The 13,976-nt window shown below is 42.6% G+C and carries 14 protein-coding genes, 1 riboswitch and 1 other annotated feature; of the genes, 13 read left to right on the forward strand and 1 reads right to left on the reverse strand.

Annotated features, from left to right (window positions below; all coding sequences use genetic code 11):
• Positions 1 to 24 precede the first annotated feature (24 nt).
• From ASG89_RS25465 to ASG89_RS25515, 11 genes are all read left to right on the forward strand, one after another.
• Complete coding sequence (locus ASG89_RS25465; protein ID WP_057313806.1) at positions 25 to 483, forward strand: RidA family protein; 459 nt, start codon at positions 25 to 27, stop codon at positions 481 to 483.
• A 182-nt stretch (positions 484 to 665) separates the two neighbouring features.
• The gene (locus tag ASG89_RS25470) at positions 666 to 2,297 is read left to right on the forward strand and encodes a hypothetical protein (protein ID WP_057313807.1); all 1,632 of its coding nucleotides are present in this window, start codon (positions 666 to 668) and stop codon (positions 2,295 to 2,297) included.
• A 60-nt stretch (positions 2,298 to 2,357) separates the two neighbouring features.
• Positions 2,358 to 2,435, forward strand: a riboswitch (ZMP/ZTP riboswitch).
• 56 nt (positions 2,436 to 2,491) lie between these two features.
• A complete protein-coding gene (locus ASG89_RS25475) occupies positions 2,492 to 3,334 on the forward strand; it encodes a bifunctional 5,10-methylenetetrahydrofolate dehydrogenase/5,10-methenyltetrahydrofolate cyclohydrolase (RefSeq protein WP_057313808.1) in 843 nt (280 codons plus the stop codon).
• Between the two features lie 23 nt (positions 3,335 to 3,357).
• Entirely contained in the window at positions 3,358 to 3,888 is a 531-nt protein-coding gene (locus ASG89_RS25480) for a DUF6886 family protein (protein ID WP_057313809.1), read from the forward strand.
• A 538-nt stretch (positions 3,889 to 4,426) separates the two neighbouring features.
• Positions 4,427 to 4,690, forward strand: coding sequence for a hypothetical protein (locus ASG89_RS25485; protein WP_057313810.1), 264 nt, complete (start codon positions 4,427 to 4,429; stop codon positions 4,688 to 4,690).
• Between the two features lie 203 nt (positions 4,691 to 4,893).
• Positions 4,894 to 5,760: an MBL fold metallo-hydrolase gene (locus ASG89_RS25490; protein WP_057313811.1), complete on the forward strand. Its 867-nt coding sequence runs from the start codon at positions 4,894 to 4,896 to the stop codon at positions 5,758 to 5,760.
• 172 nt (positions 5,761 to 5,932) lie between these two features.
• A complete protein-coding gene (locus ASG89_RS25495) occupies positions 5,933 to 6,343 on the forward strand; it encodes a sugar phosphate isomerase/epimerase family protein (protein WP_057313812.1) in 411 nt (136 codons plus the stop codon).
• 103 nt (positions 6,344 to 6,446) lie between these two features.
• Positions 6,447 to 7,397, forward strand: coding sequence for a methylenetetrahydrofolate reductase (locus tag ASG89_RS25500; protein WP_235549914.1), 951 nt, complete (start codon positions 6,447 to 6,449; stop codon positions 7,395 to 7,397).
• 171 nt (positions 7,398 to 7,568) lie between these two features.
• The gene (locus ASG89_RS25505) at positions 7,569 to 8,132 is read left to right on the forward strand and encodes an MOSC domain-containing protein (RefSeq protein ID WP_082593588.1); all 564 of its coding nucleotides are present in this window, start codon (positions 7,569 to 7,571) and stop codon (positions 8,130 to 8,132) included.
• A 19-nt stretch (positions 8,133 to 8,151) separates the two neighbouring features.
• Entirely contained in the window at positions 8,152 to 8,862 is a 711-nt protein-coding gene (locus ASG89_RS25510) for an aspartate/glutamate racemase family protein (RefSeq protein ID WP_057313813.1), read from the forward strand.
• Positions 8,843 to 9,403: a GNAT family N-acetyltransferase gene (locus ASG89_RS25515; protein ID WP_082593589.1), complete on the forward strand. Its 561-nt coding sequence runs from the start codon at positions 8,843 to 8,845 to the stop codon at positions 9,401 to 9,403. The genes ASG89_RS25510 and ASG89_RS25515 overlap by 20 nt, the downstream gene beginning before the upstream one ends.
• 19 nt (positions 9,404 to 9,422) lie before the next feature.
• Here ASG89_RS25515 and ASG89_RS25520 read toward each other — a convergent pair whose 3' ends face one another.
• Positions 9,423 to 10,538, reverse strand: coding sequence for an AbrB family transcriptional regulator (locus ASG89_RS25520; RefSeq protein ID WP_057313815.1), 1,116 nt, complete (start codon positions 10,536 to 10,538; stop codon positions 9,423 to 9,425).
• Positions 10,539 to 10,661: 123 nt separating this feature from the next.
• Between ASG89_RS25520 and ASG89_RS25525 the strand changes: the two genes are divergently transcribed.
• Positions 10,662 to 11,330, forward strand: coding sequence for a hypothetical protein (locus ASG89_RS25525; protein WP_235549915.1), 669 nt, complete (start codon positions 10,662 to 10,664; stop codon positions 11,328 to 11,330).
• A 529-nt stretch (positions 11,331 to 11,859) separates the two neighbouring features.
• Positions 11,860 to 12,080, forward strand: a binding site (T-box leader).
• A 52-nt stretch (positions 12,081 to 12,132) separates the two neighbouring features.
• Positions 12,133 to 13,845 (forward strand): arginine--tRNA ligase, encoded by a 1,713-nt coding sequence (gene argS, locus ASG89_RS25530; protein WP_057313816.1) that lies wholly within the window; start codon positions 12,133 to 12,135, stop codon positions 13,843 to 13,845.
• Positions 13,846 to 13,976 lie beyond the last annotated feature (131 nt).

Consider the following 13,976-nt stretch of genomic DNA (forward strand, 5'->3'; position numbering starts at 1 on the left):
AGATACAATTAGGAGGATGTAACCATGCCAGAACCTACGATTGAACAAAGATTAGAGGCACTAGGTATCACACTCCCTATGGCAAGTGAACCCGCAGCGAAATATGTGAATTATGTGAAAGTGAACGGGTTTATGTATGTATCAGGCAAGGGCCCATCCGGCAGTCCCAAAGGGAAATTGGGTAAGGAGTACACTACACAAGAAGGTTATCAATTTGCTAGATTAACTGGTATCGAGATTCTTGCTGTACTGCAATCTGCGTTAGGTTCACTGGCGCATGTTAAACAAGTTGTCAAATTGCAAGGGTTTGTGAATGCTATTCCTGAATTTGAGGAGCATCATGTGGTGCTAAATGGATGTTCGGATCTGATGTTGGATGTGTTCGGCGAAAAGGGGAAGTCTGCCCGATCGGTCTTCGGAGCTGTTTCAATTAGAGATAATCTGCCGATTATTGTGGATTCTATTTTTCAAATTGAAGATTGAGAATTCGTGCTTTCTTTAAAATATGGAGCGGTCCATGATGAATCCATGATGGCACCGCTCTAATTTTTTAGTGATGCATGATGGAATCAATGATATCATTGGCATATATATTTATTGAACAACGGATAATTAATTAGGGCATTATTTTCTGTTTTTCAAATATGGTTTGGAGGAATTAAGAAGTGAAGAATTCAAGGTGGAAGCTACTTACGTATGTGCCTTTTCTAGCAATAATAGTCATTATCGCTTTGATTCAAACGTTCATGCTAGCCAATGAAAATGTGAAGCCATATCCAGAACCATTCGGACGTGCAACAGAATTGCCTCAGTTGGCAACCTATGGTGGCCCCGTACAAATGATTGAGGAAGGCATATTCACGTATCTAGCAGGAAAGACAATTGAATTCATCACCATCGATGAAGAGGGACGTAATAGCACGGAGACTCGTCCCTTACCAGATTCAGGCGTTTTTCAATCCTATAAGATGATGGACAAGGATCATGTTATATGGATCGGGGACGGGAATAAACTGTATGCGAGTGAGTGGAAGAATGATGCATGGCGTTCGAAGAACGCACTTATTGAGAACGAGATCGCTAATGTGCAAACGGTCGTTGGGCTCAATGGGGAAACCGTTCTGCTAGCTTATCATGAAACATCGCTATATGTCAGCGAATTCCATCCAACAGCTAACCTGAATTGGACTAAACTTGATATCCCGAATGTGAAGCAAATACAAGGTGTATGGGATACTTCTGGCGGCAGCCTATCTCTTGTTTATGCGGTCAGTAAAGATGGCAACGAAGCCTTTCACTACGTGAAGCTTGATAAAGCGTCTTGGAAACCAGTTGTGCAGATGAAGCTGAAGGAAGTGGATGATGCAACGAGCAGCTTGGATGATATGGCGCTAGGCGCAGATGGTTCTTCATTGATTACCGCGTATACAACGAGCTCGCGCAAATCAGGTAAGAGCACCTTACATAAGCTTAGTTTCCTCGCGAATCAACCGGATAACATACAAGATGAGGTTATTAACCTTCCTGACATGAGGGGGAATAATTCCGATACGATTCTGCACCCGACGTTTATTCAGGCATCTTCTGGCGAAGCAACGCTTGTAGTTTCTTCTGTCTATGAGAAAAATAGGCGTCAAACAAGTCAAGAGGTGTACAAGATTGGTTTTCAGGATGGCAGCATGTTGAATGCTTCGCGGATCAGCCAATTCAGTGGATTTGCCGTATATCCGACCTTCGATACGTACAAAGGGAGTTCATTAGCCATATGGTTGGATGCTGTGAACGCCAAGACGTATCGTGTTTACTACGCTACAGATCAGCTTCCATATAAGGAGCGAATGAACAGCTTTCATGCTAAAGACTTCCAACAAGCTGCCGGGAATTTGCCGCTGTTTTGGGGGATTGGCATACTTACTGCCCTGATTAGTTTAAAATGGATTCTATTGCCTGGTCTATTTCTAATCGTTATCAGTGTATTTTGGCAATATCATTATGACGAGCATGCCAAGCGACATTTTAGAATTTCTATAGCGATGTATCTTAGTGTCAAAACGTTATTTATTGGCGATTACCGTAAACCGATTGCGCTACAGGTGATGCCAGAATTATTGCAATCGGTTTGGGTTAGCTTGATATTACTTCTTGTGATTGCTGGGATTTCGTATGTGTTAACCCGCTTATGGAGAAAAGGATTGTCCGAACGGAATGTTGGACTTGAGATGTTTTACTTCGTAGTTCTTGATGTGTTCATGACGAATATGTGGTATTCGTTTTTTATGTCTCCTGCAAGCTTGTAAAGAAGTTCGCGTAAAAGGAATTGAAAATAATGGCATTCATTGTTAAGATAGAAGTACGAATAGACGGTGTGTGACTGGCGGAACATGGGGAACCATGAGGGAGCACATTGATAACGGCCGTACGCCTGGGCAAGAGGTAAGGGGAAATCCCCTTACCTCTTTATGTTTGCACCTAACTTGAGAGGAATGATAAGATGACCGCGGAAACCGTAATCTTGGATGGTAATCGAGTGGCAACAGACATGAAAGAGGCGTTGAAAGGTAGAATTAATCAATTAGTTGCGAAGGGGATCATTCCTTGCTTGGCCACAATATTAGTCGGTGATGATCCCTCGTCAGCTACTTATGTGAAAATGAAAGGAAATGCATGTAAACGACTAGGAATCAGGTCTATCCGAATTGAACTCCCTGAGCATACTTCGACAGAAGATTTGATAGCTGAAATTCAGAAATTGAATGTTGAACCTAGTGTCCATGGGATTTTGTTACAACACCCTGTACCACATCATATTGATGAAAGGGCTGCATTTGAAGCGATTGGTATCGAGAAAGATGTAGATGGCGTAACGACGCTCGGATTTGCCCAAAATGCCTTCGGCTTCGCGAATTTCCCTTCATGTACCCCAGCGGCAATACTTACGATTATGGATTATTATCAGATTGCAATGGAAGGCAAGCACGCTGTTGTCATTGGTCGTAGCCCCATTCTCGGAAAACCCGTGTCCATGATGTTACTCAATCGGAATGCAACAGTAACGATTTGTCATTCGAAGACTGCGAATGTTGCAGAGATGGTACGGTTAGCTGATATTGTGGTAGCAGCCGTTGGAAAACCGAAATTTGTGCAAGGTGACTGGATTAAACCTGAAGCCGTCGTGTTAGATGCGGGGTATAACGAAGGCAACATTGGAGATGTTGATTATGTGGCCTGTAAGGATAGAGCGTCAGCGATAACCCCTGTTCCAGCAGGAGTCGGGCCCGTCACAATTGCCACTTTGTTGAAACACACCGTCGATGCAGCAGAAAAGTTAGCTTAGTTAAGGTCGGAAAGGGGAGCAAGATGAAATTATTTCACATCAGTGAAGAACCGGATATTTCCATTTTCAATCCTAGACTACCTTCAAGAAAAGATTTGGACCAGACCAAAGGATTAGTGTGGACGATTAACGAGAAATGTTTCCCTAATTTCCTAACGCCTCGGAACTGTCCGAGAGTTACTTTTCATGCTAATGAGGCAACGACAGAGGCAGATAAAAACAATTATTTGTCATCAACTTCGATGAATCATGTCGTGGCGATTGAGCATAAATGGTTTGAAATCATGAAGAATACAACCTTATATATTTATGAGTTTGATTCATCAGATTTTTATTTGCAAGATCTTGGAGCGGGTTACTATGTGAGCGAAAAATCACAGGTTCCAATCCGACAATTTGTAGTCAAGGATCTATTCGGTGAGCTCTTTAAAAGGAATATCGAAGTCAGACTACTGCCAAATTTGTGGGATTTATCTGATAAAATTCAGCAATCCAGTTTTCAGTATTCGATGTGTCGAATGGGCTTTGCAGAGCAGCGATTAACGCAAATGTAGATCACATTATTAAAAATCAATAGGAGAACATCAGTTAAATCGAATTCTTGAGGGAATTTCACTTAAATAGCTGTGTGTTTTCCAGTTAATAGAAATTATTGAGAGTACTTGCCCCTCGATCACATCCTCGAAGGACATTGATAGAATTATTATTCTTGACTTAATATATTCCTAATTATGGTAATAATAGACAGTTTGATTTTTCATTTATGTAGATAGAAGGTGTGTACAATTGAGCATGTCTGACGAATTAAGCAAAGAGGTACTGGAAGAATTGAAGAAAATAAACGAAAAACTTGATCAATTACAATCGTCAAAAGGGTTGTCAACGCCAATGAAGTTTGTGGCCATATTGTTGGGGTTCGTGGTAGTTGGTCCTACGATTACAATCTTAATATCACGCTTGTTTAACTAACGAATTGAAAGCGGAGATTCCTATGATGAGAATGTATACTGGTCTCCCAAAGGAGAAGCTTACAAGCAAGTCATCGACTAAGCGATACGAACTCGGGATGTTTTGCGTAAGTCAGGCGTAGACGTGAGAGCACCAGAGTGGGATATCCAGACGTGGACGGATCACTTACAGAACCGATATCAAGGTGTAAGTTTGGAGAAGTTCCTTGAGCTGCTGACCAAAGCAGGCATTCAAGGTGGTTATGAAATGACAGACTTATCCGATAAGAATGAGGAGAAGATTGGTGTATACCGACTTGATGTACCGTTCCCGGTGGACGCCATACCTATTACGTATACGGAATCTAAAGTAGATGGTAAACTGTTGTCCATACATCTGATTGACTAGTTTATTCAATGATAAGAGGGGTCTCCAAAGCCATGTAAGTGGCTGGAGATCTTTTTTCTATATACAAAGAAAACAGACTATTTCGGATTAGAAACTTTGCTTTACTTGTTCTTGCGCTTATAATTGATAGCGTGGCAATATCAGCCATTGGGTTCAAGCTTTCATTTTCAAATAAATATGCCTATCACTGGAGTGTAACTAACATGGGAAGAGTGCGTTTAAGACCTATTTACAATGCTGGGGAATCACTGTTGAAGGAAATTCAGCGTACGAATGTGCCAATGGATGGGGTAGCCATATGGAGTTTGGGTCAAGCTGGGGCATTGATTAAAGGCGGCAACTCAGACGAAGTTATTTGTATTGACCCGTATTTAAGTTATTCGATTGAATTGGAAAATCCCGATACGGAATTTAAAAGGGAAATTCCGCCGCCGCTCACGCCGCAGGAGCTGGATGTAAACATCGTATTGCTCACGCATTTCCATAATGATCATATGGATTTAACTACGATCAAAGGCGTTGCTGAGGCTCATCCAGAGACGAAGTTCGTCGCTCCAGCTTCACATGTAAATTTGCTGCAAGAAATAGAAGTGGATGCAAGCCGAGTCATTGCTGCTAAGCAAGAACAAGTGATTGCCGGACGTGGCGTATCCATTACGCCAGTAGCGGCAGCACACACTTCGTATGAGACCGATCAGGATGGGAACCAATACTATTTGGGTTATTTCATCGAAATAAACGGGGTGAGAATTTTCCATACTGGAGACACGGTTGTCACTCCAGAGTTGATAGAGACGGCCAAGAAATTCCAACCACACGTTACACTTTTGCCGATTAATGGAGGCGATTATGCGCGAACCTCTAGAGGTGTTGTTGGCAACATGAACTTTCGTGATGCAGTAGATTTCGGCGTGGAGATTGGAAGTGATCTTCTAATTCCTATCCATTTTGATATGTTTTCCAATAATCGTGATAACCCATCTTATTTTGTCGATTACTTGTTCCACACGTATCCCGCACAGAAGTTTCATATGATGTCTGCTGGAGAGCGATTTATTTATTTGAAATGAACAGAATAAATTGCAAGGAGGGGTGCCTATGGCAGCTCTTCTTTGTGATTTAACAACGTAATTTACATAATTTAATCATGCCATTGGGCAAATTCAAGATCCACTTCTTGGGTACTTCTTGTTATAGTAAGTAAGAAGAAATGAACTTATAAGCCGTTAGGGAGGAATGCACATGTACACATTTGGATGGTGCAGTGGGATTCAAGAAGCGGAGAGACTTAAACAATTGGGCTTTGATTATATCGAATGCGCACTCGTAACATTAAATTTAGAAGATGAGGCGGATTTCGCCGCCAAGCAGGTTAATCTTCCGTCGATTCGAGTTTTGGCAGATTTCTATCATATGGATGAGGAGCAGGATCCGATTTCCACCCTGATTGAAAATAAGGATTGGCTGCGACATATCCATCTTGCGGATACAGGGCGGTTGTCACCTGGTTCAGGGCATTATCCCTATGTTCAATTCGCAGCAACACTTAAGGCATCAGGCTATGCTGGGATGATTTCAGCGGAGTGTACCGTTCATGATCCAGAGAAAGAATTTGCGGCAAGTTTGGCTTTTATGAGAGAGAAGTTTATGTAGAGTTCCTATCGAATTGAAAAGGGTTTAGCAAAAAGGGGTCGAAATATACAATACCGAGTAATTGAGTGTGAATTTATTTTTCGGGAATTAGGCAGATAAGGTTGTGACGCAATTGTTAAAGAACAAAATTCTCCGTAGAGAATCGGGGATCATTACTTATGGTATGACGCCTCCTAAGGAAACACATTCACTAGAGAAAATGGCTGAAATTTCACAAAAACAATGTGAGCGACTTCAGAAGCTTCAAATAGATGGTTTAATTCTCTATGATGTCCAGGAGGAAAGTGATCGCATAGATCAAGATCGGCCTTTTCCTTATTTACAAACAGTTGACCCGACTACGTACAGTAAGACGTATTTGAGCAAGTTAAATATCCCGAAAATTATTTATCGTTGCGTGGGGAAATACACAGAGGAACAGTTGGCGGAATGGATTCAAGCTGATCTGGAGGAGGAGCGATTCTCCGTATTTGTTGGGGCATCTTCTAGTAAACAAGAAGTTCAAATCGGTCTTCCAGAAGCGTATGAGTTAAGCAGAAAGCTGAACGACAATCTAACCTTAGGGGCAGTCGTAATCCCCGAAAGACACATGAAAAAAGATGATGAACACCTTAGAATGATAAGCAAAATAGCGAGTGGTAGTCGGTTTTTCATTTCCCAAGCAACCTATAACGTCGAAGCGTCGAAGAACTTCTTGTCGGATTATTATTATCATTGTAAAGAGAATAAGCTCGACATGGTGCCGATACTCATGAATATTGCGCCGTGCGGATCGACGAAGACCTTGGAATTCATGAAATGGCTAGGGATCTCCATACCGAAATGGTTGGAAAATGATTTGAAGTACTCGCATGATGTCCTAGATAAATCAGTATCGGTTTCTCAACAAATATTTGAAGAAATTTTCGAATTCGGCTTGGAAAAAGGGATTCCGATTGGATGCAGTGTCGAAAGTGTCTCCACGCGAAAAGTTGAAATTGAAGCTTCCATTCAATTGGTGCATGAGATCAAAGCCATGATGGAGAAGAAGATGAGATCATCGTTTGTTTTTTAAGTGTACGTCATAAGAAGGAGCAGATCTGCGTAAGCAGTTGCTCCTTGTTTTCATTTTAGCGCGATTCTACTAGAAGTAGATCAGGCCTTGTCAACACAAGTTGGCTTTGTGGAGGATTGGAAGTAAAATGGGGTTAAAAGAGTTTTTCAAATCGGAGAGGATGAGTTAGGAATGGCCATAAACCATGAATCTCAAATTGGAGAAGTTCTGTCAACCAGTCTTTATGCAACACATTCCTTTAGTAAACAGACTGTCGAGGGCATTAGGCTCCTGGCTGGACTTGGCGTTGAAGGAGATGCACACATGGGGGAGACGGTAAAGCATCGCTCACGTGTTGCACAAAATCCGAATCAACCGAATCTTCGCCAGGTTCACCTCATTCATTCGGAGTTATTTGACGAATTAAAAGGTTCAGGTTTTCATGTTGAGCCTGGACAATTAGGTGAAAACATTACAACACGTGGCATAGATTTACTCGGACTGCCAACCGGAACAAAACTAACAATTGGCATGGATGCTGTCATTGAAATTACTGGACTCCGCAATCCATGTGTGCAAATCGATAAATTCCAGTCAGGGCTGCTGCAAGCCGTATTAGATCATGATGAACAAGGCAATCTCGTCCGAAAAGCAGGAGTGATGGGGATTGTGTTAACTGGTGGAGAAGTCCGAGTTGGTGATGAAATCCGCGTTATCTTACCTGTGGAGCCCTATCGTCCACTCGAACGAGTATAGAGAATGAAAGGAAATCAGAATGAAAACAATTGGATTAATAGGTGGTATGAGTTGGGAATCATCCTTGCTGTATTACCAAATCATCAATCAGCGAGTAAAGGAAAAGTTAGGTGGGCATCATTCAGCCAAAAGTCTGATGTATTCAGTGGATTTTCATGAGATTAAGACGCTTCAGCATGAAGGAAATTGGGAGGAAGCGACTAGAGTCATGATCGAGTCTGCTCAAAAGCTGGCTTCTGCCGGTTCGGATTGCATAGTCATTTGTACGAATACGATGCACAAGATGGCAAAAGAAGTTGAAGATGCTGTATCCATCCCGTTACTTCATATTGCTGATGCAACTGCCAATGAGATCATAAAAGCAGGAATTAAGAAAGTTGCTTTGCTCGGCACAGCCTTTACGATGGAACAAGATTTCTACAAAGGTAGACTTGTAGATAAATATCAGCTTGAAGTCCTTATCCCTAATGCAGTATCGAGGAAAATTGTTCATGATATTATTTACGAGGAGTTATGTCTCGGAACGATAAATGAGGATTCCAAGCAATCCTATATAGAGATTATCCAGGATTTAGTGAATGAAGGGGCTGAAGCGGTTATCTTGGGCTGTACGGAAATTACGTTGTTAATAGCTCAACAGGATGCGCCGGTTCCATTATTCGATACAACGAAAATTCATGCTGAATATGCGGTTGATTTTGCATTAAGGGATGTTGCGTATGATTTATGAGATAACGACGCGGTGGGATGAAGCTCTTTGGAAGAAAGCAGAGCAAGTATACAATGAAGCTTTTCCGGAACATGGCAGAAAGAATCGTGCGCTCATTCGAAACATGTTCGAAAGAGGCATTTGCCAACTGCACACGTGGCGAATTGGTGAAGATGTGATTGCAATGGCTCTTACCGCGATGAATACTAAAGCACGTATGCTAATTATTGATTATATCGCGGTTCGCCAAGAGCAGCGTGGTCATGGAGTGGGATTGGCTTGTATGCATGACATTCGCAATTGGGCAGAGAGCGAAGCAAACTGTCTGGGGATCGTTATCGAGGTCGAGGCTGAACCTTCCAAGGAAAATGCGGATCGGATTCGCTTCTGGGAAAGATCTGGATTTCATTTGACTGATTACGTACATACCTATATTTGGGTCCCGGAAACCTATCGGGCTATGTATATGAGCTTTGGTACGTTCGAGCAGTATGACGGGAGACAATTGTTCGATTATATTACCGAGTATCATGAGAAGGCCTATCGTGTAAAAGGGGAATAAAGAATAGCCCACTCCCTGATTAGGAGGGGCTATTTTTGATAATCTCTTTGGATGCGCTGTATTTGAATATCATCCGTAAAAGTGGTGGCACCGCAAAGAATATGAAAAAGGTACGAAACAACTGATAGCCAACAACGACGGATAAATTAGCATTGATTTCGTGAGCGATGATCCCCATCTGATCCATTCCACCAGGAGCGAGACTGAGCAGAGCAGTTGATTTGGAGATGGCATGCAGCTGCATAAAGATAAAACTGAGCCCAAATGAGCCTATAAGAAGGACTAGACTACTGCCAATTGCAAGCGAAATGATTTGGAGCTTGTGGTTGAGTTGAGCTGGCTTTAGCATTAATCCAACCTGGATACCAATCATGATTTGGGCTGCATTAATCATCATTGTTGGCAGCGCTGGTCCATGAAGTCCAAAGAGTTGAATGATTGCTGTACTGAAGGCAGGCCCTAGCAAGAAGGCAGTTGGAAACTTGATTTTATTTCCTAGAAGTGCACAACTGACACTGATTACTGCGAATATAAAGATATTCGGTACCAAGGCACCCCAGCTTGCAGTCGAAGTCGTTACCGTTTGGATCAAAGGTTCTACTGTATGCTGATTGCCCATGATTGGACTAAACACCAGCAATGGTACACAGACAACAATCATCATGAGGCGAACGACTTGTAAGACAGTCACAATGGTTAGATTGATACTCTCAGTCTCTTCTGCCAAAATAACCATTTGTGTAAGCCCGCCTGGTATGCTACCTAGCAATGCTGTTTTGAAGTTCATCCCAGATAGCTTGGATATGAAGTAGGCAAGAGATACGCAGAGCAACATTAAGAGCAGTGTCATGAGCAGCATGGAAGGTAGCTGAATCGCCATTTCATGCAAAGCTGTTGCGGTCATGGAGAGACCAATCGTGTATCCGACTATGATGAGTCCCGCATCTCTAATCGGAGTAGGCCACGTATATCGCTCTTTGAACACATTAGAACCAAGTAATACCGCGATCATCGGTCCAAGAAGCCATGGGATGGGAATATGTATGAGTTGGAACAAGTAACCGCCTAGCAGGGCAGTAATTAGAGCTACGAACAGCTTAATAGGTTTATTTATGGAGAGCTTATGTAATACCATGGATCCAATACACCGCATTGACAGAACTGTATTAATGTTAGCACAGTTCTAGTATGGGTACAAATCAGTCGCGATTCTGTTAATTAAACATAAAACCAACTGTGAAAGTCGAGGTAAGTTACCGTGATCTTAAGAAAGATGTATCGTGCTGAATGGCAAACAGGAATGAAGGACCAGGGTTTAAAAGCAATTGAGATAGACAAACAAGCTCAACGGCTGGTAGCTCAGGGAGAGCTAATGACTGCAACGGCCTTCGTTTGGCGAGAAAATCTTTTTCTTTATTATGAGTGCATGAGCCGAGAGGTGTTCCCTGATGAAGTGGCAGGAGCTGCGGAACCCTTTTTGAAAGAGTGGCCAGGACACGCAGAACCTCGGAAGTGGATCTTAATGATTGATGTGTTTCACTTTAACGAGCCTGCAAGCGCGGAGCATTGGTTGAGAAAAGAGCCCGTGGTTTCGCGGGTGGGAAGGATTGCGCATTTGAAGCCGGAGATGATGAGTAGTTACATCTACTATCATTACCAGCTGCAAGAGGAGCGTGCTTTCCACGGGGAAAAGTATGAAATGATTGCGATGCATGAGAACTTGCTATTCGGTTACCAGGAATTCCCCAAAGTTATTGAGGAGCCTGTGGTGAGAGGACGCCTAAGCACGAAAGGGACTCCCGAGAATTGGAGCGATTCGCGGATGGATCTGCATTTTCAGCCATGGGAAGAGGATGGACATTTGTATTTTAAACCGATTGATCAAGTGTTCGCTTATTATATTGGTGATTTGAAAGATCGTGCGTAACCTTATTGCTAAAATAGGTAGGAGATCGGCGTCTTTCGGGGTGAGATAGTCGAAATATTCGACTATCTTGGTGATCGCCGGCTGACACATTGATAGTCGAAATAATCGACTATCAATGTGTCAGCCGGCGCTTTTGGGGATGAGATAGTCGAAATAATCGACTATCAATGTGTCAGCCGGCGCTTTTGGGGATGAGATAGTCGAAATAATCGACTATCTAGTTGTCTGTCGGCGCCATTGGTGGTGAGATAGTCGAAATATTCGACTATCTAGCTTTGTGAAAGACAGATTCGCACTGACGATCTTTGCTTATTTAGGTATGAAAACAACTTACCTCAACACCGGAAGCCCATATGCGAATGGTTCAATTGTAAATGCTTTGAAAGGATAAGAAGTCTGATTTTTTTGGCAACTAGTTATGGATCTTCGGATGCAAGATCAGTGCGTAACTCTTAAACTCAGTAGAAGTCGATGAAAATAGGCTTGACATTCCCTCAGAACCCTTGTAAGATATTGAAAAATTCATATCGAAATATTAATGATTGGGACAGTAATTCTTAACAGACAGTCGCAGCGAGCCGGGTCAGTGGAAGCCGGTACGGATGTTAGGAATGAAACGGACCCAGGAAATGGTTTGCCGAAATTGGAGTAGGTAAATCCGGTCTCTCGACCGTTACGAAACAGAGGGGTTAAACCAAAGGTTTAACACTTAGAGTGGTACCGCGGGAATTTTCAGCTCTCGTCTCTTTTATAGAGACGGGGGCTTTTTATATTTTCTAGAAAAGGATTGGAGAGATAAGCTATGTTAAATTATAAGCAGTATTTTGCAAAGAAATTGTCGTCGTTACTCACTGGTTTCGAAGCTCACGACATTATGGCATGGATGGAATACCCCGCGAATCCGGATCAAGGCGATCTATCTTTACCTTGTTTCCGTTTAAGCAAAACCCTTAAAAAATCTCCGCAAGACATCGCTGAAGAGTTAAAAGCAGTGCTTGAAGATGAGCACATCGACGAACTGGAAGCCGTATCCGGTTATCTAAACATTTTTCTCAAGAAGTCTATGTTTGCAGAGTCTCTTATCCGTCATATAAGTCAAGCTGGCGATCACTATGGATCACAGAGTTTGGGTCTAGGCAAGACGGTGGTGATCGACTATTCCTCTCCGAATATCGCGAAGCCTTTTCATGTTGGCCATTTAAGATCCACGGTGATTGGGAATGCGTTATATAACATCCATGCTTTTCTTGGATACAACTGCGTAGGCATTAACCATTTAGGCGATTGGGGGACACAATTCGGGAAGCTGATTGTTGCTTACCACCTCTGGGGCAGCAAGGAAGCTGTCAACCAAAGAGCTATTGATGAGCTTCTCGATTTGTATGTGAAATTTCATGAGGAAGCTGAGAAAGATCCAACGTTAGAGGATCAAGCTAGATCTTGGTTTACGAGAATGGAGCAAGGTGATCAAGAAGCCCTGGCATTGTGGCAGTGGTTTGTTGAGATCAGCCTCACAGAATTTCAAAAGATTTATAAGCTATTAGGCGTCCAATTCGACTTATATCAAGGGGAAAGCTTCTACAATGACAAGATGGAGCCCGTCATTCAGGAGTTGAAGGAGAAGCAGCTTTTGGAAGAGGATGAGGGTGCTTCATTAGTTAGGTTAGATGCGTTTGGCATGGCACCGGCATTAATGCTAAAGAAAGACGGCAGCTCCTTGTATCATACGCGTGACCTATCGGCAGCTGTGTATAGAGCGGATAAGTACGAATTTGAGAAATTGCTCTATGTCACGGATTATGCTCAAAATCTTCATTTCCAGCAGTTATTTAAGGTTGTTGAATTAATGGGCTATGCGTGGTCATCCAAGCTAGAACATGTCGCATTTGGCCGCGTAAGCATTGAAGGGGGGAGCTTATCAACACGCAAAGGCAATGTGATTAGACTGGAAAGTGTGCTTGAGCAATCCATTCAGAAAATAAGGGATGTCATCGAAGCAAGAAACCCAGGTTTAGCGAATAAAGCTCAGGTTGCTGAGCAGGTTGGAATTGGCGCAGTGATATTTAACGATTTGAGTGCAAATCGTATTAAGGATATTGACTTTTCGTGGGAGGAAGCTCTTAATTTCGAAGGCGAAACGGGGCCCTACGTGCAGTACACCTATGCAAGAGCCTGCAGTGTGTTGAAGAAAGCGCAGCTGCCTGATGGAGATGTTGTTCAAATACCGGAGGTGGACGGAGCTCGTTTGCAAGACAAAGAGGCCATGGCGGTTGTGAAAATGCTCTATTTATTTACGGAAAGAGTAGAGCAGGCCATGGTAAAGCTGGAACCTTCGATCGTATCGCGATATCTCATTGATCTCGCCCAAGCGTTTAATCGCTTTTACCATACATGCTATATTTTAGTGGAGGAAACACAGGTGCGTGAAACAAGACTAGCTCTGGTCCAATGCGTTCGAATTACGTTGCGTAATGGCTTGAAGCTAATCGGGTTACAAGCGCCTCACGAAATTTAATGACATTAATCATTGATGAAATAAATTAATGGCAGTTCCATGAAATGAATTGGTAATAATCCTCATTCATGAGAGATTTTCTTAGGGGAATACTACTGGGCTATACAAGGTTTAACCCTTAAGGAGCTGGT

Origin of the sequence: Paenibacillus sp. Soil766, from assembly GCF_001428105.1 — a bacterium.
In the GTDB taxonomy this organism is placed as follows: Bacteria; Bacillota; Bacilli; order Paenibacillales; family NBRC-103111; genus Paenibacillus_E.